General features: G+C 75.9%; 14 protein-coding genes. 6 read left to right on the forward strand and 8 right to left on the reverse strand.

Annotation, left to right across the window (positions count from 1 at the left end):
• Window positions 1-27 precede the first annotated feature (27 nt).
• Both IHE55_RS32955 and IHE55_RS32960 read left to right on the forward strand, forming a co-directional pair.
• Window positions 28-609, forward strand: a complete 582-nt coding sequence (locus tag IHE55_RS32955) for an ATP-binding protein (protein ID WP_197987721.1) — start codon at window positions 28-30, stop codon at window positions 607-609.
• Between the two features lie 377 nt (window positions 610-986).
• Complete coding sequence (locus IHE55_RS32960; RefSeq protein WP_372442749.1) at window positions 987-1,229, forward strand: response regulator transcription factor; 243 nt, start codon at window positions 987-989, stop codon at window positions 1,227-1,229.
• A 309-nt stretch (window positions 1,230-1,538) separates the two neighbouring features.
• On the opposite strand, the gene IHE55_RS03840 is transcribed toward IHE55_RS32960, so the two are convergent.
• The 4 genes from IHE55_RS03840 to IHE55_RS03855 form a co-directional block, all read right to left on the reverse strand.
• A complete protein-coding gene (locus IHE55_RS03840) occupies window positions 1,539-2,423 on the reverse strand; it encodes an SDR family oxidoreductase (protein ID WP_197987723.1) in 885 nt (294 codons plus the stop codon).
• A gap of 10 nt (window positions 2,424-2,433) precedes the next feature.
• Entirely contained in the window at window positions 2,434-3,624 is a 1,191-nt protein-coding gene (locus tag IHE55_RS03845) for an FAD-dependent monooxygenase (RefSeq protein ID WP_197987724.1), read from the reverse strand.
• A 1-nt stretch (window position 3,625) separates the two neighbouring features.
• Window positions 3,626-10,837 (reverse strand): non-ribosomal peptide synthetase, encoded by a 7,212-nt coding sequence (locus IHE55_RS03850; RefSeq protein ID WP_197987725.1) that lies wholly within the window; start codon window positions 10,835-10,837, stop codon window positions 3,626-3,628.
• A gap of 775 nt (window positions 10,838-11,612) precedes the next feature.
• On the reverse strand, window positions 11,613-12,530 hold the full coding sequence (locus tag IHE55_RS03855; RefSeq protein WP_197987726.1) for an MBL fold metallo-hydrolase: 918 nt from the start codon (window positions 12,528-12,530) through the stop codon (window positions 11,613-11,615).
• A 115-nt stretch (window positions 12,531-12,645) separates the two neighbouring features.
• On the opposite strand from IHE55_RS03855, the gene IHE55_RS03860 reads away from it, so the two are divergent.
• Window positions 12,646-13,560, forward strand: a complete 915-nt coding sequence (locus IHE55_RS03860) for an AraC family transcriptional regulator (RefSeq protein ID WP_197987727.1) — start codon at window positions 12,646-12,648, stop codon at window positions 13,558-13,560.
• A gap of 156 nt (window positions 13,561-13,716) precedes the next feature.
• Here the strand turns inward: IHE55_RS03860 and IHE55_RS03865 are convergent, their stop codons facing one another.
• From IHE55_RS03865 to IHE55_RS03875, 3 genes are all read right to left on the reverse strand, one after another.
• Window positions 13,717-14,148 carry a hypothetical protein gene (locus tag IHE55_RS03865; RefSeq protein WP_197987728.1) on the reverse strand — a complete coding sequence of 144 codons (432 nt, stop codon included), beginning with the start codon at window positions 14,146-14,148 and terminating at the stop codon, window positions 13,717-13,719.
• Window positions 14,149-14,492: 344 nt separating this feature from the next.
• Window positions 14,493-15,074, reverse strand: coding sequence for a TMEM165/GDT1 family protein (locus tag IHE55_RS03870; RefSeq protein ID WP_197987729.1), 582 nt, complete (start codon window positions 15,072-15,074; stop codon window positions 14,493-14,495).
• Between the two features lie 338 nt (window positions 15,075-15,412).
• Window positions 15,413-16,534, reverse strand: coding sequence for an amidohydrolase family protein (locus IHE55_RS03875; RefSeq protein WP_197987730.1), 1,122 nt, complete (start codon window positions 16,532-16,534; stop codon window positions 15,413-15,415).
• Window positions 16,535-17,525: 991 nt separating this feature from the next.
• Here IHE55_RS03875 and IHE55_RS03880 point away from each other — a divergent pair.
• From IHE55_RS03880 to IHE55_RS03890, 3 genes are all read left to right on the forward strand, one after another.
• A complete protein-coding gene (locus tag IHE55_RS03880; RefSeq protein ID WP_197987731.1) occupies window positions 17,526-18,590 on the forward strand; it encodes a LysR family transcriptional regulator in 1,065 nt (354 codons plus the stop codon).
• Window positions 18,591-18,663: 73 nt separating this feature from the next.
• Window positions 18,664-20,013, forward strand: coding sequence for a carbohydrate-binding protein (locus tag IHE55_RS03885; protein ID WP_197987732.1), 1,350 nt, complete (start codon window positions 18,664-18,666; stop codon window positions 20,011-20,013).
• Window positions 20,014-20,281: 268 nt separating this feature from the next.
• A complete protein-coding gene (locus IHE55_RS03890; protein ID WP_197987733.1) occupies window positions 20,282-21,331 on the forward strand; it encodes a Gfo/Idh/MocA family protein in 1,050 nt (349 codons plus the stop codon).
• A gap of 233 nt (window positions 21,332-21,564) precedes the next feature.
• Here IHE55_RS03890 and kilB read toward each other — a convergent pair whose 3' ends face one another.
• Window positions 21,565-22,011 (reverse strand): plasmid transfer protein KilB, encoded by a 447-nt coding sequence (kilB, locus tag IHE55_RS03895; protein ID WP_197987734.1) that lies wholly within the window; start codon window positions 22,009-22,011, stop codon window positions 21,565-21,567.
• Window positions 22,012-22,223: the final 212 nt, after the last annotated feature.

Raw genomic sequence — 22,223 nt, forward strand, 5'->3', positions numbered from 1 at the left:
CCCTGACTGGACAGAAGGAGGTCACCCGTGTTCGTCACCACTCTCGACCTTCCGCTCCGGGGCCGCGACCGCGAGCTCACGGAGATCCGCGACATCCTCGCGTACGGATGTTCCGGGGGCAGCGCGCTGCTGGTGATCGAGGGTCCGCCGGGGAGCGGCAAGACCCGGCTGCTGCGCGCCTGCGCCACCATGGCGGCGGAGATGGGGTACGCCACACCGGGCGGCGGGCACTCCGATCCGCGCCCCCGGGCCCGGCCGCGCCCGGTACGCCCACCCCGGCGCCCCCCGGCCGCCGCCCGCAGGGCAGACCCCTGCTCCTGCTGCTGGACGAGGCGGACCGGCTCGGCGAGGAGGCCGCCGACACCCTGCTGGCGCGCCGCGCCGGGCTGCACGGCGGCAACGTGGTGTCGGTGGTCGCGCACCGCTCCGGAAAGGGCCCCGAGGCCCTGGGGGCGATCCTGGCCACCCCCACCGGCCGGCGCGCCCGGATCACCCTGGAACCGCTGCGGCGGGCGGCGTGCGCCTCGATCGTCAGCGACGTGCTGGGCACGGCCCCCTCCCCCGGCCTGCTCCAGCTGGTCGACGAGGCCGCCGGGCACCCCCGGCTGATCGTGTCGCTGCTGACCGGGCTGCGCGAGGAGAACGCGCTGCGGACGGTGGACGGCCAGGCACATCCGGTCGGACGGGTGCTGCCGCGCCGGGTGACCGCCCAGGTCGCCGCCACCCTGGAGACGTTCTCCCCGGACTGCCGCCAACTGCTGCGCACCGCGGCGGTGCTGGGCCGGGAGCTGGACTACGAGGTGCTGGCGCCGCTGCTGGGCACCACGCCCTCGGGGCTGGTGCGGCTGCTGGACGAGGCCGTGGCCACCGGGGCGCTCGACCACAGCGGCGCCCGGACGGTCTTCCGCGGCGCGCTGCTGCACCAGGTCATCGCCGAGTCGGTCCCCGCGTCGCTGAAGCGGGCGCTGCGCCGGGAGGCGGACCAGGTGCGCCGGCTGCGTGCCCGGGAGGAGCCCGCCGCGGCGGGCGGGCAGCTCAACGACCGGCAGCACGCGGTGGTCCAGCTGGTCGGCCAGGGGCTGACCAACCAGCAGATCGCACGGCGGCTGGACGTCTCGCCGCACACCGTCAACTACCACCTGCGGAAGCTGTACGGGAACTACGGCGTCCGCTCGCGGATCGGCCTGCTGCGGGCGGTGCAGGACGGTGTCCGGGCGAACGCCGGGTGACCCCGGCGGGCCGGTGCCGCACCGGTGGCGCGTGGGGCCCCGGCCGCGTCCCCGGCCGGGACACCCGGGTCGCGTTCCGTGCCGGGACACCCGGGTCGCGGCACGGGACACGGCCGGTGCGGTGCGGCCCGGCACGGGTACGGCCGGCCGGCGCGGGTGCGGCTCCGGCCCCGGCTCAGCGGTACGGCTCCGGCCGAGCGGCCCCGGCCCCGGCACGGGTACGGCCCCGGCTCAGCGGTGCGGCCCGGCCCGCGCGGTGCTCGCGGGCCGGGCCGCATCCCCGGAAGGGGTGCCGGGCGGTGCCGGCCCTCAGCCGGTGAGCGGCCGCAGGTACCGGTCCAGCAGCGGGTCGGGCAGCAGCCGCGCCAGTACGCTCAGCCGCCGCACGTCACCACCCACCCGGTAGCGGGTCCGCGGCCGGGCCTCGGTGAGCGCGCGGGCCACGGCCCGGGCCATGTCCTGCGGGGTGGTGCGGCTGTCCCGGGCCGCCTGCTCGTTCTGCGCCAGGAACTGCTCGAACCGGGCCCGGTACAGCTCGCCGACCGTGCCGTCCGCGGCGCGCAGCGCGTCCCGGGCGACCTCGGAGACCTTCTGCCAGATCGGGGTCATGATGGCGCCGGGCTGCACCACGCTCACCGTCACCCCGAAGCCGCGCAGTTCGCGCCGGAGGACGTCGCTCATCGCCTCCTTGGCGAACTGGGCGGCGGCGTAGGCCCCGAGGTAGGGCAGCGCCACCGTGCCCAGCCCCGAGGTGACGTTGACGATCCGGCCCCGGGAGCGGCGCAGGTGCGGCAGGAACGCCTGGGTGACGGCGAGTTGGCCCACCACATTGGTCTCCAGCTGCCACCGCAGCCGCTCCGGCGGGACGCACTCCAGGGGGGCCGACACGCACACCCCGGCGTTGTTCACCAGTCCGAACAGGGCCCGCCCCGGGCCCAGTTCGTCACCGATCCGGGCGGCGGCGGCGCGTACCGAGGTCTCGTCGGTGACGTCGACGAGCACCGGGACGATGCGCCCATGGGCGGACTCCTCGGCCAGCTCCTTGCCGTCGGTGTCCTTGCGGACCCCGGCGAACACCCGAAAGCCGGTGTGCTCCAGGTGGAGCGCGCAGGCACGGCCGAGTCCGGTGGACGCCCCGGTGACCAGCACGGCCCGGCCGTGCGGCGCGCGGGGCGCGTCACTGCTGGTGGTCATGGCTCTCCTCTCAGCGGACCGGGGCCGGACGGGCCGGGCCGGGGTGGCGGGGGAAGGTGAGCGCCCCCTCCAGCGTGGCGGTCAGCTTGCGTTCGGGCATGAAGCGGAAGTAGGCGTCCCGGACCGGCCGGCGCAGGTTCTCCGACTGCTCGAACTCGCTGATGGAGCGGGACGCGGCGACCATGCCGCGGGTCCGCTCGCGCCGCTCGTCCTCGTAACCGCGCAGCGCGGCGGCCACGTCGGGGGCGTCGCGCAGCCGGCGGGCGAGGACCGCGGCGTCCTCGATGGCCATGCCCGAGCCCTGGCCGAGGCTGGTGAGCATGGGGTGCGCGGCATCGCCCAGCAGGGTCACCGGTCCGCGTCCCCAGCGTTCCAGGAAGGGCCGGTCCCGGGAGGGGACGGCGAGGATGGCGCTCTCGTCGGTGACGGCGATGGCGTGCTGCACCTCGTCGGCCCAGCCGGCGAACGCCCGGGCCACGTCGGCCTTGCCGCCGCGCCAGTGGTGCGACTGCTCGGTGGGCATGTTCTTCGTGCCCCACCAGTAGAGCAGTCCGCCGCCCATGTCCACCAGGCCGAAGCGCTGCCCGCTGCCCCAGTAGTGGATGACCGAGCCGGTGGTGAACCGCGGGTGGCTGAAGGGGGTCAGGGCCAGCCAGCAGACGTAGCCGCTGTCCCGGGACTCCTCCCCCGGGCCGACCAGCTGCCGCCGGATCGCCGAGTTGAAGCCGTCGGCGCCGATGAGCACGTCGCCGTCGGTCCGGCGGCCGTCGGCGAACCGGACGGTGACCCGGCCGGTGGCGGGATCGGTGGTGAACTCCTCGGCGGTGGACCCCAGGTGCAGCGGGATGCCGTCGGTGGCCTCCAGCAGTGCCTGCTGGAGTTCCGAGCGGGTGATCAGCACGCAGGGGACGCCGAGCCGGCGGATGATGCCGGGGAAGGGGAACTCCCGGATCAGCCGGCCGCGGGCGGTGCGCACGTGGTAGGACTCCAGGACCTGTCCGCGCTTCTCCAGGCCCAGGTCGAGACCGATGGAGTCCAGCGCGGCGATGGCGTTGCTCATCACCGACAGCCCGGAGCCCGCGGCCCGCAGTTCGGTGGCCCGTTCGTGGACCTCGACGTCCCAGCCGGCGTCGCGGAGTGCCGCGGCCGCGGTCAGTCCGCCGATTCCGGCCCCGATGACGAGGGCTTTGCGCCTGCTCATGTCACTCCTCGATCAGTTCGGTGACGACCTGGACGACGTGCGCGATGTGCGGCTCTTCCATGATCGTCAAGTGGTCGCCGGGGACGTCGATCACGGTGAGCTCGCCGCTGGTGCGCTCGCTCCAGCCGTTGGTGGGGTCGCGGTGCATCGACTGGATGGCGGTGTGCATGGTGTCGAGCACCGCGGGCAGCGGTTCGGTGGCGTGGACCAGCACCATGTCCTGCTCCACCACGTCCGGCCGGTAGGCGAAGGCCGCGCGCCAGTTGGCCTCGTACACCTGGAACAGCCGGTGCACCACCGCGCCGGTGGCGCCCTCGGGCAGGACGCCCTCCTCCACCGCCAGCCGGGCGATGAAGTCGAACTTCTCCTCCAGGGTGGTGAGGTGGGCCGGGATCACCTCCTCCGGGGAGTCGCCGCCGCGCCGCAGCCACAGCAACTCCCAGAAGAACCAGCTCAGCAGCGCGTCGTCGCTGGTGCGCAGGCGCCGGCCGGGGTTGAGCGCGGTGGTGTCCAGCAGGATCAGCCGCCGCACCCGCTGCCCCTGGGCACGCAGCTGGCGGGCCATCTCGAAGGCGACGAAACCGCCGAAGGACCAGCCGCCGATCAGGTACGGGCCCTCCGGCTGCACCTGACGTATCCGCGCCACGTAGCCGGCGGCGATCTCCTCGACGCTGCGCAGCGGTTCGGTGCCCGCGTCCACGCCGGCGGCCTGGAGCGCGTAGAACGGCCGGCCGGGCGGCAGGTGGGCGGCGAACCGCACGTAGCACAGCACGTTCCCGCCCATCGGGTGGACGAAGAACAGCGGGGGTGCGTCGCCGTCGGGCCGGATGGGCACCAGCGGGTCGAACTCGGCCACCGCGCCACCACCGCGCAGCCGCTCGGCCAGGCCGGCGACCGTCGGGGTGGAAACGAACTCCGAGAGCGGGACGGACACCCCGTACCGCTGCTCGATGAGGACGACCAGCCGCATCGCGGTGAGCGAGGTGGCGCCGAGGGTGAAGATGTCGTCGTGCACGCCGAGCCGGGGCAGGTCCATCAGCTCGCGCAAGATCTCCACCAGCGCCTTCTCGTAGGCGTCGCGGGGGGCGGTGGTGTCGCCGCCGCCGGTGGCCACCGTCAGCGGCAGCTCCCGCAGCGCCTTGTCGTTCCGCTTGCCGCTGGGGGTCAGCGGCAGTGCGTCCAACCACTGGAAGTGGGAGGGCACCAGGTAGTCGGGGAGCACCGAGCGGAGCTGCTTGACCAGCTGGTCCAGGTCGGCCCGCGCCGGGTCGCCGGTGAGGAACGCGGCGAGGAAGGAGTCGTTGCCCTCGCGCCGCCGGGCGACGACCGCGGCCTCGGTCAGGCCCGGGTGGTCGGCGGCGAAGCGGGCGATGGCCAGCTCCACCTCGGCCGGCTCCACCCGGTAGCCGCGGACCTTCACCTGGGAGTCGGAGCGGCCGGTGCACACCACCGAGCCGTCCGGCAGGACGAACCCGAGGTCGCCGGTGCGGTACAGCCGCTCGCCGTCCGCGCCGCCGGGCCGGGGCACGAACCGCTCGTCGGTGAGGTCGGGCCGGCCGGCGTAGCCCAGCGCCAGGCAGACGCCGCCGAGGTGGATCTCCCCGGTGACCCCGGGCGGCACCGGGCGCAGCCGCTCGTCCAGAACCAGGACCCCCGCCCCGTCGATGGGGGTGCCGATCGGCGGCAGGGCGGGGAAGCCGGCCGGGTCGCCGGTCATGGTGTGCCGGGTGACCACGTGCGACTCGGTGGGGCCGTACTGGTTCTCCAGGATGACGCCGGGCAGCGCCGCGCACAGGGCGCGGATCTCCTCGGTGATCCGCAGCTGTTCGCCGGAGGAGCAGATCGCCTTCAGCGACCTCGGGACGGTGCCCAGCGCGTGGGCGGCCTCGGCGAGCTGCTGGAGCGCCACGTACGGCAGGTAGAGCCGCTCGGCGCCGGCGCGGTCCAGCAGCCGCAGCAGGGCGGGCAGGTCGCGGCGCTCGTCCTCGGAGAGCAGCAGCAGGGTGCCGCCGCCGCAGAGCGTGGTGAAGATCTCCTGGAAGGAGACGTCGAAGCTCATCGGCGCGTACTGGACGGTGACGCCGCCGACGACCCCGCTGGGCACGGAGTTCTGCCAGGCGACGAGGTTCGCCAGCGACCGGTGGGGCATCTCCACGCCCTTGGGGGCGCCGGTGGAGCCGGAGGTGAACAGCAGGTAGGCCACGGACGCGGGGTCGACGGCCGACGGGAGCGCGGGGGCCGTCCCCGGGTCCACCGCGGTGTCCTCGGCGAGCAGCTCGGCGGCGGTCACCACGGGCGCGCCGTCCGGGAGCCCGGTGTCGTCGGCCCGGTGGGTGACCACCGCGACCGGGCGGGCCTGCGCCAGCATGGCGGCGATGCGCTCGCGGGGGTAGGCGGTGTCCAGCGGCACGGTGGCGGCGCCGGCCCGGAGCACCGCGAGCAGGACCGCGATCGTCTCCGGGGAGCGGTCCATGGCGATGCCCACGCGGTCGCCGGGGCCGGCGCCGCGGATCCGCAGCCGGCGCGCGGCGCGGTCGGCGGCGGCGTCCAGTTCGGCGTAGCTCCACCGCCGGTCGCCCATCACCAGCGCGGTGGCGCCGGGGGTGCGGGTCGCCTGGTCGGCGAAGGCGCGGACCACGTCGGGTGCGGTGCGCCCGGTCGTGGCCTCCTGGCCGGCCGGACGGGCGGGGGCCGCGAGGAAGCCGAAGTCCACCGGTTCGTGGGCGTGGTGGACCAGGCGTTCCAGGACGGCGGTGAAGGTGCGGCCGTACAGCTCGGCCTGGTCCGGGGTGAACAGCCGGCCCTGGTGGTCCATGCGCAGCCAGATCCGGTCGCCCTCGGGTTCGGTGACCGCGTTGACCAGCAGGGCGAAGTTGGTCTCCTCCCAGGTGCGGAAGTCCAGCGCGGTGATGCCGGGGAGCGCGTGCACCTCGGCGAGCTGCCGGAAGTGGATGTAGTTGAACGCGGTGTCCAGGACGGTGACGCCCAGGTCCTCCTGGATGGCGCTGAGCGGGTAGCGGCGGTGCGGGTGGCTGAGCTGCTCCTGGCGGAACGCCTCCCGGACCACGGCGAGCCAGCTGTCCCGGTCCGTGTCCAGCCGTACCGGCGTGGTGTTGAGGAACAGCCCGGTCATCCGGTCGGCGCCGTCCCGGTCGGGGCGGCCGTGCGTGACCAGGCCGGTGACCAGGTCGTGCTGTCCGGAGAACAGCCGCAGGGTGAGCAGGTGCGCGGCGAGGAGGACCGACTTCACCGGCAGGGTGTGCAGCCGGGAGAAGGACCGTACCGCCTGGGCGAGGGCGGCGGGCAGGTCCACCCGGCGGGTGATCTGCTCGTCGGAGCCGGGGGCCCGGTGCGGCCGGAACGGGGTCAGCTGGAGCAGCGGCGCCCCCTCCAGGTAGCCGGTCCAGTACGCGCGGGCCTCGGGCGACTGCAGGGCGCGGCGCTCGGCGAGCACGTGGTGGGCGGCGGTCACCGGCGGCGCCTCGGGCACCGGGGCGATGTCCTCGCCCACCAGGTGCGCGTAGTCCCGCAGCAGTTCGGTGACGAGGGTGGCCACGCTGCCGCCGTCGAGGATGGCGTGGTGGAAGCTGAGGACCAGTTCCACGCTGCCGGGCAGCACGTGGACGCGCAGGTGGTGGAGCGGGGCGCGTTCGAAGACGTACGGGTGGCGGCGGCGCTCCTCGACGTGCGCGGCGATGGCCGCCTCGGCCCGGTCGGCCGGCTGCCCGCGCAGGTCCACGATCTCCAGGGCGCCTTCGGCCGAGGGTTCGACGATCTGCAGCGGCTCGGAGAAGCCGCCCAGGTCGAAGCGGGAGCGCAGTGCCGGGTGGCGGGCCACCAGCCGCCGGTGGGCGGTGGTGAACTTCTCCGCGTCCCAGGTGGCGAAGGCGTAGCTGTAGCGGAAGACGTCGCGGTAGACGGCGGAGCCCTCCTCCACCCGGCTGTGGTAGAGCAGTCCGAGCTGGAGGCGGTTGGCCGGGTAGGCGTCCTCGTGGCCCTCCAGCCGGGCCCGGTCCACGCCGGAGACCAGGGCGAAGGGGGCGAGCGGCGGTTCGGCCGCGGCGGTGGCGCCGGTGGCGGTGAGCGGCGCGAGTCCGGCGACGGTCGGGTGGCGCACCAGGTCGCTGAGGTCGAAGTGGTGGCCCCGCTTCTCCGCCAGGGCGCGGGCGCGCAGCATCAGGATGGAGTCGCCGCCGAGGGCGAACCAGTCGTCGTGGATCCCGACGCGTTCGGCGCCCAGCACCTCGGCCCACACCGCGGCCAGGGTCTCCTCGGTGGCGTTCCGGGGGGAGGCGTAGGGCCGGTGCGCGGGGGTGTCGGGGGCGGACCGGGCGAGCAGCGCGCGCCGGTCGGCCTTGCCGTTGGGGGTGAGCGGGATCGCGTCGATCCGCACGAAGTACGACGGGATCATGAACTCGGGCAGGGTGCGGGCGAGTTCGGTGCGCAGCAGCAGCGGGTCCAGCTCCTGGTCGGCGACGTAGTAGCCGACCAGGTGGGTGCCGCGTTCGGCGGTGTGGTGGTCCACCACGGCGGCGTCGCGCACGCCCGGGAGCTGGGCGAGGGCGTTGTGGACCTCGCCGGTCTCCACCCGGTTGCCGCGGATCTTGACCTGGGAGTCGATCCGGCCCAGGTACTCCACCGAGCCGTCCGCGAGCAGCCGGGCGAGGTCGCCGGTGCGGTACATGCGGCCGGGGCGGAAGGGGTCCTCGACGAACTTCTCGGCGGTCAGCTCGGGCCGCTCCAGGTAGCCGCGGGCCACCTGGACGCCGCCGATGCACAGTTCGCCGGGTATGCCGACCGGCTGCGGGCGGCCGTGCGGGTCGAGCACGTACAGCGAGGTGTTGGCGACCGGCCGGCCGATGGGGACGCGGCGCACCGGCTGCCCGGGGTCGGTGGGGCAGTCGTGGTACGACACGTCCACGGTGGCCTCGGTGGGGCCGTAGAGGTTGACCAGGCGCGGCGTGTCCGGGGTGCCGCCCAGCACCCGGGCGAACTGCTCGACGCGGGCGGGCGGCAGCGCCTCGCCGCTGCAGAACACCGTCCGCAGGGTCGCCGCCTCGGCGCGCAGCTCCGGCCGGGACTCCAGCAGGTCCAGGAAGGGGCCGAGCATGGAGGGGACGAAGTGGGTGACGGTGACCCGGCGTTCGGCGATGGTGCGCAGCAGGGTGCGCGGGTCGCGCTCCCCGCCGATCGGCAGCAGGGCCAGTCCGGCGCCCTCCACGCCCCACCAGAACAGCTCCCAGACCGACACGTCGAAGGAGACCGGGGTCTTCTGGAGGAGCACGTCGCCGGCGCCGATGGGGTACCGCTGCTGCATCCAGGTGAGCCGGTTGACCACCGAGTGGTGCTCGACCATGACGCCCTTGGGGCGGCCGGTGGAGCCGGAGGTGTAGATGACGTAGGCCAGGTCCTGCGGGGTGGCGGCCGGCGCGGGCGGCTCGGTGGGGCCGGAGTCGGCGAGCTGGTCGGCGCGGAGCACCGGGACGTCGCCGGGGACGTCGGGGGCGGGCGAGCCGGGGCCGGTGAGGACGGCCCGGGCGCGGCTGTCGGTGAGCAGGAAGGCGATGCGGTCGGCCGGGTAGCCGGGGTCCACCGGGACGTAGGCGGCGCCGGACTTGAGCACGCCGAGCAGCGCCGGGACGGTGAGCGGCCCACGTTCCAGCAGCACCGCGACCCGGTCTCCGGGGGCGATGCCGCGGGCGCGCAGGGCGTGGGCGACGCGGTTGGCGCGCGCGTCGAGCTGGGCGAAGGTGAGCGTGGTGCCGTCGGCGGCGATGACCGCGGTGCGGTCCGAGGTGCGGGCGGCCTGCTCCTCGAACAGCCCGTGCACGGTCGCATCGGAGCGGTACGGCACGACCGGGCCGCGCTGGGCGCCGGCCAGGGCGCGCCGCTCGGCGTCGGTGAGCAGCGGCAGGGCGAGGGCCGGCTGCTCCGGGGCGTCGAGTCCGGCGCGCACCAGGCAGGTCAGGTGGCGGGCCACCGCCTCGACCGGGAGGTCCTCGTCGAAGACGTCCGTGGCGTAGTCGAGGTCGATGCGCAGGTCGGAGTCGTCGTCGAAGGCGCGGATCATCACCGACAGGGCGTCCGGCGCGTGCACCGGCGCGGTGATCACCGTGTCGCGGTCGGCGTCCGGCAGCGCCTCCGGGCGCGGGTAGCGCAGATAGGAGATGACGACGTCGAACAGCTGCCGGGAACCGGTCTCCGCGGGCAGGTCGCGCAGCACGTCACCGAGCGGCAGCCGCTCGTGGTCGCGCAGCGCACCGACCCGCTCGCGCACCCGGGCGGCCAGCTCGCGCAGGGTGGCGCCGTCCGGGACCGGCACCCGCAGCGGCAGGTTGTTGGCGAACTGGCCCGCCGTCTCCCGTTCGGCGTCGGTTCGGCGGTTGAGGAACGGGACGCCGAGGACGACCTCCTCGGAGCGGTGCACCCGGGCCAGGTAGGTGGCGAACGCGGCGGTGAGGTACGCGAACGGCGAGCTGCCGCCCTGCCGGATGCGGGCGACCAGGTCGCCGCCGAGGGTGAAGCTGTGGTGTCCGCGCCGGTCGGCACCGGCGGGCCGGCCCGCGGTCCGCTGGAACAGGGCGGGGGCCACGCCCTCCAGAGCCGTGCGGTGGAAGACGCGGGCGGCCTCGCGCTCCGCGGACCCGTGGTACGCGGCGTCGGCGGCCACGAAGTCCGCGTAGGACGGCGGCGGGGGCACCGGACCGGTGTCCGGGCCGGGGTCGGTGGCGGTCAGCCGGGCGTACTCCTGCCACATGCCGCGGCTGATCTGGTTCAGCGTCCAGGCGTCCACCACCAGGTGGTGGGCGTTGAGGTGCACGTGGTGGATCCCGGGGCCCTGGCGGACCAGGGCCGCGCGGAACAACGGGGCGTCCACCAGCGTGAACGGGCGTGCGAAAGATCGTTTCTGCCAATGGTGCCAGGCCCGTTCGGGATCCGGCTCGCCGGACAGGTCGACCCGTTCGACCGGCGCGTCGCCGGCGGCGGCCAGCCACTGGTGGGGCACGCCGTCCTGCTCGCCGAACCGCAGCCGGAACGCGTCGTGGCGGGACAGGGTCCGGGCCAGTGCGGTGCACAGCGCTTCGGCATCGACTTTGCCGTCGATTTTCTCATCGAGGACCACATTGAATTGCGGATCGTCCGGCGTGCGGGATTCCGCGGCCCATATGTCGCGCTGGTAAGAGGTGAGGGGGAAAGTGCGGCGTCCGGCCACAACGTTTCCTTTCTTCGTTTCCGTTCAGCCCAATGACGGTTCTGCAGGAAGCGAATTGCGGCACCACGGTATGCATATGCCTCGAACACCAGCCACTACCAGCTCGGGTAGGGCCGACTACTCGACCGAGTAGTCCCTGTTCGGAAAGGGGCCGGTGACCGTGGTTGCGGTCCGGAATGTTGCGGCACGACCAAGGAGATGTTGCGTCCGGCGCGAAAACTTACGGCACGATGAAGAACCGGCCCGGGCACCACACCGTGTGATGGTTGTCACATATCGGCGGGACGATGCCCGTGACCCGGGTCCGGGGGTGGCGCGCACCCGGACAGCTGGGCGGAAAAAGCCGGGCGGTGCGCGCGTCCCGGCCGGTCCGGCCCGGGCGTCCGGCCCCCTGCCGAAATTCCGGGAGAACGGGCGGAATGCGGTTCCGGCGGAATGCGGGCCCGGCGCAATGCGGGCCCGGCGGAACCCCGGTTCGGCGGAATACGGTTCCCGCGGAACGCGGGGGCGCTGGGGCGGGACGGGCGCCGGACCGGGCACGCGGCGGGACCGGGCAGGGTGGCCGCCGGACAGGCACGGGTGGGACCGGGAGGCGGGCGGCGGTGGCGCCGGGGCCTTCGCACGGCCCCCGGCCTCGGCCCGGGGCCGGTTCCGGCAGGCGGCGCCGGGGAGGCGGGCGGTGGGCAGGCGCGCCGGGCCGGGCCTGCGCCGCGGGCGGCTCGCGGCCGCTCCCGCCCGCCGCCTCACCGTCCGGTGCCGGCGACCGCCCGCGGATTCACCGTCCGGTGCCGGCGACCCCCCAGGCCCGCGGCACGAAACGGCTGCCCTCCCGGCGCACCTCGACCGCGCCCGCGCCGCCGAAGTGTGCGGGGACCAGCAGTTCCCGCTCGTCCGCGGCGCGCTCCAGGATCCGGCGGCGGCTGGCCGCGGCCAGCTCCGGGTCCAGGCAGAAACAGCTGTTCCGGGCGGAGTCGAGGATCTGCACCGGGCTGTGCAGCAGGTCGCCGACGAAGACCGCCCGGTCGTCCCCGGACACCAGCCGCAGCACCGAGGAGCCGGGGGTGTGTCCCGGCGCCTCCTCCAGGGTGAGGTGTTCGTCGATGCGGTGGACGGTGTCCCACAGCACGACCCGGCCGGCCCGGTGGAGGGGCGCGACACTGTCCTCGTACAGCAGCCGGTCGTCCTCCCGCAGACCCCGGGCGTAGCCGTTGCGGGGGCCGTAGTGGAAGTCGTCGGCGGCCGGGAGGAGATAGCGGGCGTTGGGGAACGCCGGGACCCACTCCTCCCCGGCGGCGGTGGTGTTCCCGCCGGCGTGGTCGGCGTGGAGGTGGGTGTTGACGACGAGATCGACGTCCTGCGGCCGGACGCCGGCCGCCTCCAGCCGTCCCGGGAGGTCGCCCCGCCGGTGGTGGAAGGCGGGCGATCCCGGCCGCTCCCGCCCGTCGCCGACGCCGGGGTCGACCACGATCGTCCGCCCGTTGCTGCGCAGCACCCAGCACTGCAGGGCCATCACCGCCCGGTCGCTGCCGGGCTCCCAGTGGTCCGGCGCCAGCCACGCGCGGTTGCGCTCCCACTCCTCGCGGGGCGCCGTGGGGACCAGTTCACCGGCGGGCGCGAAGGGCCCCGACCACTCCACGACGCGGAGCACCTCGACCTCTCCCAGCAGGACGCCTCGCGGCTGTTCATCCGTCATGGACCGGACCCTAGGAAGGGCCGGACGAGCCGCTCAATGCCCGTTCCGCTCAGCCGGATACGCCACCGTCTCGGCGGCGCCCCGGGGTTCGCCGGACGGCCGATAACCTGGCCCGGTGGACGTGGTGAGCGACGCCGTCGCGGCGGTGCGGCTGGGCCGGCCCTCGGCCCGGCGGGTGCGGGTGGCCGGCCGGTGGTGCGTACGGTTCGCCCGGTACGACGGGGCCGGGTTCCACGTCGTCCGGGAGGGCCGCGCCTGGCTGCTGCCCGACGCCGGGGCCCCGGTCGCCCTCCGGGCCGGCGACGCGGTCCTGCTGCCGCACGGCACCGGTCATGTGCTCGCCGACTCCCCGGCCGACGCGGCGGCCGTGGCACGGGCCGTGCCGTTCGAGCGGTGGGACCCCGCGTCCGTCACCGGGGCCGGCGGCGGCGAGGTGGAGATGGTGTGCGGCAAGTACCGTCTCGACCGCCGGCGCGTCCATCCGCTGCTGGCCGGGCTCCCCGCGGTGATCCACCTGCCGGGCCGGGCGGGCGACCACGCCGAGCTCCGCGGCGCGCTCGACCTGCTCACCGGCGAGCTGGACGCGCGCCGGCCCGGTTCCGGCACGGTGCTGCCCAGCCTGCTGGACCTGCTCCTGGTCCACATGATCCGCGTCTGGCTGGACCGGGAGACCGGCGGTGCCCGGCCCGGCGCACCGGAGGACCCGGTGACCGCCGCCGCCCTGCGCGCGCTGCACGAGGACCCCGCGGCCCCGTGGACCACCGAGCGGCTGGCCGCGGCGGCCGGGGTCTCCCGCGCGACGCTGGCCCGCCGCTTCACCGACCGTGTCGGCCGCCCGCCGATGGCCTATCTGACCTGGTGGCGGCTGACGCTCGCGGCCACCTGGCTGCGGGACACCACCGACCCGCTGGCGGCCATCGCCCGCCGCGTCGGCTACGGCAGCCCGTACGCGCTCTCGCACGCCTTCAGCCGGGAGTTCGGAATCACACCAGGGCGGTACCGCGCGCGGGCCACGGCCGCCGCGGCCTGACGCGCCGGCCGGGCGCGCGGGATCCGGCCGTACGCACCGGATCCGGTCGGTGTGCGCCGTCGTGGTGGGCGGACGCGGGGCCGGCCGTCCCCCGGGGAGTGACGCCGTGCGCCGGTGGCGGCCGTCACCGGACGGGGGCGTCGGCCGGGCGGCCGGTCAGGAGAGGTCGGGCCGGCCCAGCCAGGCCGGCCGCAGCGGCACCCCGTCCTCGTCGCACTCCGGTCCGGAAGCGGGCCCCGGCCCCGCCGCCGGACCGGTGCCGGGCTCCGGACCGGACCCGGGCTCCGGCTCCGGGGCCGCGGGGGGCCGCGGAGCGGCCGAGTCCTCCAGCAGCTCGGCGAGGGTGAACCGGGTGCTGAAGGACTGCCAGGAGCCGTCGGTCACCAGCAGGAACCCGTCGGAGGTGCGGAAGAGCCGGCGGCGCCTGGGGCTCCGGGGGTGCTCCGGGGTGTGCTGCCGGGCACGCCGCTCCAGCTCCGCCAGGGCCTCCTCGCGCTCGCCCTCCACATGTCCCAGGACATACGCCTCGACGTGCTTGCGCTCGCCCATGCCCACCGTCGTCTCGACGACAAGTCCCCACACGGCCATACCGGCACCTCCCCGTTCGATCGTCCACACCGTCTCACGAGGACCCGGCGGGCCCGGCCGCCGGTACCGCGGAGCGGCGAGGACCACGAGAAAGCACCGGCGGCGCCGGGGGCCCTCCGCCCGGTGCGCGGCCACCGGCACGGCGCGCGGGCGGCACGGCCCCGCCGGGCGGTACGGCGCGCGGGCATCGCCCGGACCGGACCACGGTCGCCGCACGGCCTCGTCCGGACCCGGACCACTGCCGCCGCTCGGGCCCCGCCGCCCGACGTGCCCGGGCGTCGGCACCGGCACCGGCGCGGCGGCGGGGCGTACGGCGGTGCCCGGGGAGGGGCGGCCCGTGCCGGTCAGCCGGTGAACACCTCCACCAGGGTCCACACGGCGAGCCCGGCCATGCACGCGGCGCCGATGCGCTGCACCGTCTTGAGCGGGACCCGCTTGGCGATGAACCGGCCCACCAGCAGCGCCAGCGCCGACACCGACATCAGGGCGGCGGCGGCGCCGATCGAGACCGGCAGCCAGGCCTTGGTGGCGGCCAGGTTGGCGGTGGTGATCTGGGTCAGGTCGCCCCACTCACTGATGAAGACGGCCATGAAGGCGGTGGTGTAGACCGGCCAGAAGCCGGTCACGGTGTTGCCGCCCTCGTCGTCCTCGTCGTCGTCCCCGCCCCGCAGCAGGACGAAGGCACCGAAGGCGAACAGGGCGGCGGAGACCAGCTTCACCACGGTGCCGGGCAGCAGGCTCAGCAGGCTGCCGGCGCCCACCGCGAGCGCGACGTGCACGACGAACGCGGTGGAGGTGCCGAACCAGACGTACAGCGGGCGCATGCGGGTGCCCATCGCCAGGGAGGCGAACATCGTCTTGTCCGGGAGTTCGGCGAGGAAGATCAGCCCGAAGGCGGTGAGCATCGCCAGGGGGTCGAAAGCCATGGAGGGGGACGTGCCTTTCTGCTGGGGCCGGGCCGCGGGCTCGTACGGCACCCAGACGGGCGACGGGAGGAACCGTTCGGCCCGGCACGACGGAGCGGCCCGCACGCGGACGCGCGGGCTCGGGTCATGCCTCGGCCGAAGGTCTCGTCCACCCGTGCACGGTGTGCGCGGGCCCGGTGACCGGGACGTCCGCGGACGTCCAGTATGTCGATCAGCCGGTATCGCGGGACTACTCCCCTTCGCTGCGGACCAGTGTAGCCGTCCGCGCCGGACGGCCCCCGGTCCGGTCCCCGTCGCCCGCGCCCCGCGGCTCCTCCGTCACGTCCCCTCGCGCACCGTCACCGGCGGCGGTCGCCCCGGGGGCGGACGTACCGGGCCAGCCGCGGCATGATCCGCAGGGCGTTGTCGCGGTTGACGCCCCGCCGCTGCCGGTGGGTGAGGGCGGGGTCGGCGTCCAGGCCGGGCACCGCGACGCCGGTGACCACACCGGGCGGGGTGGCGGGCCAGTCGCTGCCGAACAGCAGCCGGCCGGCGCCCACGGTGGCCACCAGGGTGCCCGCCGGCGACATCGGCCCGGCCGTGTCGTAGCAGAACCGGTGCAGGTGGTCACGGACCCGGGCGGGCTCCACCGGCGGGGTGCACATCCGGCCCTGGGACTCCAGGCGGGTGGCGATGTGCGGCAGGAACCCCCCGGCGTGCGGCAGGACGACCGACACCCGCGGGAAGCGGTCCAGTGTGCGGTGGACGATCATGTTCACCGCCGCCCGGGTGGTGTCCAGCAGGAAGTCGCACATGAAGTTGGGGACGCCCGGGACGGTGGGGACGTCCGGCCGCCCGCCCGGCAGGTCGAGCGGGTGGGTGAGGACCACCGCGGCCCGCTCGTCCAGCTCGGCGAAGAGCCGGTCGTAGGAGCGGTCGCCGAGGTAGACCCCGCCCGCGTTCGCCTTGAGGCTCACCCCCACCGCGCCCAGTTCGTCGAAGCCGCGCCGCAGGCTCCACCGGGACAGTGCCAGGTCCTCCGGGAAGAGCGGCGCGACGAACGCGAACCGGCCCGGGTGGGCGCGGACCAGCTCGTCCAGGGCCCGGTACATCACCGACAGCCCCTCCTTGGCCTGGGCCGCGGACCGGTACCGCCCCGGGGAGGTCGGGTTGAGGACGGCGGTGGCGATCCCGGCCCGGTCCATCAGGGCCAGCGTGGACGCCGCGTCCCAGCGGGCGAAGGGCGGCAGCTCGGCGCGCCGCACCAGCCCCGCGCGCTCCGCCCAGTCCACCCAGGCGGGCGCGGTGTAGTGGTGGTGGACGTCGATCCGCGCCCGGCCGGCGTCCCCTCCCCCGGGGTGCCGGGACGCCGGGGTCGCGGCCAGCGCGACCGGCTCACCCGTCATGGCGACGGCGGAGGCCACCGTCCCTCCGGCGGCGAGCAGACTGCGGCGGCTCACCGCCCGGTTCCGTTCCGACATGCGCGCACCTCACATCCGTAGGACTGTCCGATCAACATCCACGGTGTCCCGGCGCCCCGCCGCCGGCGCCGCGCCGTGCCGGGTGGCGCGCGGATTCCTCCGGACGGCCCGCCGCCCTGCGGCCGACCGGCCCACGGGCGCGGCCGGCGGGGGCGCCGACGGGCGCGCGGGGGCCGAGGCGCGCGGCGCGGGGCCGGTGCGGAGCCCCTGCGCGCCGGGCCGGACCGCGGCGGCCCGCCCGGTGCCGGGCCGCGTACGGGCGCTCACCGCCAGGGCCGCGGCCGGGCTCACCCCGCCGCAGGGCCGGCCGGTGCGGGGTGGACGGGCCCCGGGGCGATCCTGGCGACGGCGTACCCGGCGACGGGCGCCGGCCGCCACGAAGGGGTCCTCGGCCGCGATCCGCCCGACGGCCGACCGGTCGAGGGCCGACCGACCGACGGCCGGACCGGTCCGCGCCGCACGCCACGACGGCCCCGCCGGCGGTCGCCGGAACCGTCGGCCCGGACAGCGGGAGGTCAGGGAGGTCACCGGCGGCGTGCCACCGGTCGGGACCTGCGCTGTGCGCGGGGCCGCAGGGCTCGGCGTCCTGCGGCCGGCCGGTGCGCTTCACCGGCAGCGGACGGGATCACGCCGCCACTCCCTCGCGGGCCGCCGCGCCGGCACCGACAGCACCCGGCGGTGGCGCGGGCCGGCGCGCACGGCGCCCGTCGGGGCCCGGGTCACGGGTGAGGCGGCAGCCCCGGCGCTCCCGGGTGTCAGTCCCGTCGCTCCCGGGCGGCGGGACCGTGCGGTAGGGGCGGTACGGCGGCGCGGTGTGGCGTGGCGCGCCGCCGCTGCCGTGCGGCGCGGTGCGGGTGCGCGGCCCGGCGCCCCGGCCCGGCGCCCCGGACGCCGGGACCCCTCCCGGTGACGCCGGATGATCGCTGTTATCCCTGATATTGGTCTGGACCGGCGTATTGCCGCCGGGGGCCCCGGCCCGCAAGCTCACAGCATGGATTTGGAGTTGCGGCATCTGAAGACGCTTCAGGCGATAGCCGATGCGGGCAGCCTGACCAAGGCGGCCTCGGCGCTCGGCCTGGCCCAGCCCGCGCTCAGTGCACAGCTGAAACGGATCGAACGCACCCTGGGCGGCCGGCTCTTCGATCGCGGGCGGTACGGGGTGCGGGCCACACCACTGGGCCATCTGGTGCTCTCCCGGGCCCGTCTGGTCCTCCCCGCCGTGCACCAGCTCCAGGAGGAGGCGGTGCGGTTCGCCCGCTGCCCGGACGAGGCGCCCGGCTTCCGGCTGGGCGCCACCACCGGTCCGCTGCTGGGCGGCCTGGTCGACCGGCTGGCCGCCGTCTACCCGGGGGCACCGGTGATCACCCACATCTCCTGGTCCGAACGGGAGATCGCCACCGCGGTGGCCGAGGGGCGGCTGGACTACGCGCTGATCGGCACCTGCGGGGACAGCCCGCCGCCGGAACCGGAGCGGCTGGCGTGGCGGGAGGTGGCACGGGACCCGGTCTTCGTCATGGTGGCGCACGACCATCCGCTCGCCGGGGCCCGGGAGATCGAGCTGGCGCAGCTCGCCCACGAGGCGTGGACGAGCGTGCCCGGTGACGGGTGCTTCGGCGACTGCTTCGCCGCCGCCTGCGCCCGGGCGGGGTTCGCGCCGACCCGTCTGTACGAGACCGACACCACCTCCTGCGTCCATCTGGTCCAGGTCGGACGGGCCGTCGGGCTGTGCCGGGCCACGTTCCCCAACACCCCGGGGATGGTGACCCGCCCGCTGGCCGGCTCGCCGCTGAGCTGGCGGCACCTGGTGGGCTGGCACCCGGGCTCGGTGCCCCCGGAGTCCGCGGCGGCGGTGGTGGCGCACACCCGGGCCGCCTATGCCGAGGCCGCCACGCGCAGCGAGAGCTACGCCCGGTGGCTGGCGGACCGTACGGCCACCGGACCGGATCCGTGGCCGGGCGACGGGCCGTCCGGTCCGCGGCCCGCCTCCGGGCCGGGCGCGCGGGCGGCGGGCGGTCCGCCGCCCGGCCTCCATAACGCCGGGCGGGGGATCAACTGATATCTGGGGCTCGGCCGTTGGTTCCGCTTACGGTTTCGGCACCTCCCCCCACCCGAATCCGAGGAGCATCCCCATGCGTCATCTCCGTCACCGAGCCGCGGTCGCGTGTGCCGCGATGGCCGCGGCCGGTGCGCTGGCCCTCACCGCCCTACCGGGTACCGCGGCGGCCCGGCCCGCCGCGGACCGTCCCGACGCGCCCGCCGCCGTCCCGGCGTCACCCGAGGTCCTCTCGGCGATGCAGCGGGACCTCGGCATCACCCCCGCCCAGGCCCGTCAGCGGCTGGCCAACGAGGCGGAGGCGGGCGCCACCGCGGGCCGGCTCCGCGCCGAACTCGGCACCTCCTACGCCGGTTCCTGGGTGCGCGGCGCCGACTCCGGCACGCTGACGGTGGCCACCACCGACCCGGCGGAGGCCTCCCGGATCACCGCCGAGGGCGCACGGGCCCAGGTCGTCTCCCACTCGCTGGCCGAACTGGACGCGGCCAAGGCCGCGCTGGACCGGGCGGCGCGCCACGCCGCGCCCGACGGCGTTCCGGTGTGGTACGTGGACGTGCGGGCCAACACCCTGGTGGTCAAGGCGAACCAGCGGGCCGCGGCCGAGTCGTTCCTCACCGCCGGCGGCGCCGACCGCTCTCTGGTGCGGGTGGAGACCACCGCCGAGAAGCCCCGTCCGCTTCACGACATCCGCGGTGGTGACGCCTACTACATGGGCAGCGGCGGCCGCTGTTCGGTCGGCTTCGCGGTGACCAAGGGCAGCCAGCAGGGCTTCGCCACGGCCGGCCACTGCGGCAAGGTCGGCACCAGCACCAAGGGCTTCAACCAGGTGGCACAGGGCACCTTCCAGGGCTCCACGTTCCCCGGCCGGGACATCGCCTGGGTGGCCACCAACAGCAACTGGACGGCCACCCCGTACGTGAGCCGCAGCGGGTCGAACATCCCGGTCGCCGGGTCCACCCAGGCCCCGGTCGGCGCGTCCGTCTGCCGGTCCGGCTCGACCACCGGCTGGCACTGCGGCACCGTCCAGCAGCACAACACCAGCGTTACCTACCCGGAGGGCACCATCACCGGGGTGACCCGGACGTCGGTGTGCGCCGAGCCCGGTGACTCCGGCGGCTCGTACATCTCCGGCGACCAGGCGCAGGGCGTCACCTCCGGCGGGTCGGGCAACTGCTCCAGCGGCGGCACCACGTACTTCCAGCCGATCAACCCGCTGCTGCAGGCGTACGGGCTGACCCTGAAGACCACCGGGGGTTCCCAGGAGCCGCCGGAGGAGGAGCCGGGCGGCACCTGGGCGGCGGGCACCGTCTACCAGGCCGGTGACCAGGTCACCTACGGCGGTGCCACCTACCGCTGCCTCCAGGGGCACCAGGCCCTGCCGGGCTGGGAGCCGCCGAACACGCCCTCGCTGTGGCAGCAGGTGTGACCGTGACCCACGGCTGATCCGGCCGGCGCGCGGCAGCGCCGGCCGGTCGGCGGGACCGGACTCCAGGGGCCGGCGGGGCGGTGGTGAGGACCACCGCCCCGCCGGCCCTCACGCATGGGTACGGCCACCGGCCGGCCCCCGGAGGGGCGGAGAACCGGGTGCGCGGCCGGTTTCCCGGCTCCGGGCCGCAGGTCGCGTCGTCCGGCCCAACTCCCGTCGGTGGAAAACCGGTTGCGGCGGCGAGGGGTGTCCGGGCGAGGATGCCGGCATGCGGATCGGGGTGGTGGGGTTCGGGATGGGCCGGTACCTGGCGTCGTGGTGCCGGCAGCTGGGCATGGAGGTCGTGGCGGTGTGCGACCGCGACCCGGACAGACGCGCGGCGGCACGGGCGGAGCTGCCGGGGGCGGCGGTCACCGGACGGTGGCAGGAGCTGGCCGCGCACCGCCCGGACGGGGTGGTGCTCGCCGGCGACTTCGACGGGCACGCGCCGATGGCCGTCTCCTTCCTGGAGCAGGGCGTCCATGTGCTCTCCGAGGCGGCGGCGTGCACCGACGCCGCCCAGGGCCGGCGGCTCGTCGCCGCGGCGGACCGCTCCGCGGCCACGTACTCCTTCGCCGAGAACTACGTGGCGCATCCGCACACCCGGCTGATCCAGCAGGCACTGGACGCCGGCGAACTGGGCCGGGTCAGCCTGATCGAGGCCGACTACCTGCACGGCATGTCCCCGCGGGAGGTGGCGTCGCTGATCGGCGATCCGGCGCACTGGCGCGGCCGCATCGCCCCGACCGCCTACTGCACCCACACCCTCTCCCCGGTCCTGGCGCTCACCGGCGCGCGGCCGGTGGAGGTGACCGCGTTCTCGGTGGACGAGGCGGACCCGCGCGCCGCGGTGGTGATGGCGGTACGGCTGTCCACCGGTGCCCTCGCCGTGACCCGGCACGGCTTCCTCCAGGGCGAACCGGACAGCCACTGGAGCTGGTTGTCGGTGCGCGGCACCCGCGCGCTCGCGGAGTCCGTGCGCGCCGCCGGCGAGCGGGCCTGGTCGGTGCGGGTCAGGGCGGAGGCGTGGGCCTGCGAGGACGGCCGCACCCGGGAGGAGGAGCGCACCGCGCCCCCGCTGCTCCTGGACGGCCGGCCGGTGGAGCGGAAGGCCGAGGGGACGGTGCGGGTCCTCCAGGCGTTCCGGGCCACGGTGGAGCGGGGCGAGCCGCCGCTGGTCCCGGTCCGCCCGGCCGTGGCCGCGTCGCTGGTCGGCGTGGCGGGGGCGGAGTCCCTGGCGAACGGGTCCCGCCCGGTGCGGGTGCCCGACGTGTTCTGACCGTCCGGCCGACGGGCCGCCGGCCCACCCGTCACCGTCCGGGAGCAGCCCGGTGCCGGTGCCCGACGTGTTCTGACCGCCCGGCCGACGGACCGCCGCCCGCCCGGCCGCCGGACCGCCCGCCATCCTCCGGGAGCCCGTCCCACCCGTCGTGGTCCCGGGCCGACCCGGAACCGCTCCGACGGCCCGCCCCGCCGGGACCGTGGGCCGGCCGGGTCCGCCGGGCCCGGGTGTCACCGGGCGCGCAGGGCGCGGCCCGCGGCGGCGATCAGGTCGTCGGTCGCCGCGATGGCGGCCGCCCGGCGGTCGGCCAGCGCCGCGTGGTCGGCCGCGCCGCGCAGGTCGAACGCGGCCAGGGCGGCCCGGCGCGCCGGCGGGGCCAGCGAGGGGTCCAGGACGGAGACCGAGACCAGCGGCGCGGTGACGGCGGAGCGGGTGGCGTGGGAGGCCGAACGGGCGGCCTCGACCGCTTCCCGGCCGGCACCGTTGAGCCGCAGGTCCTCGCGCTGCCACATCGCCCGCCGGTGATCACCGAGGGCGGCCACCAGTTCGCCCAGCGCGGTACGCAGCGCCTCCTCCCGCCGGTCGGCGCGGGCGGCCCGCTCCATCCGGTACTGGAGCAGTCCCGTCAGCGCGCCGCCGAGCAGGGTGCCGGCCACCGCGATGATGCTGGGCCACATCGGGGTCCTCCTGAGGACGTGGTGAGGGTGCCGGCCACCCGCGTCGGGCCCCGGACCGGCACCGGCTTCCGGTAGGGCGGACGGCACCGCCGGGCGCCCAGTTCCCCGGCCGCTCCCCGCACCGCCGGCTGCCCCGCGGGCGCGCCGCACGGCAGCGGGTTCCCGTACCCGCCGGATCGGCGGAGGAAGGTCCGCCCGGCACGGCCGCACCG

The organism is Streptomyces pactum (assembly GCF_016031615.1).
Taxonomy (GTDB): Bacteria; Actinomycetota; Actinomycetes; order Streptomycetales; family Streptomycetaceae; genus Streptomyces; species Streptomyces pactus.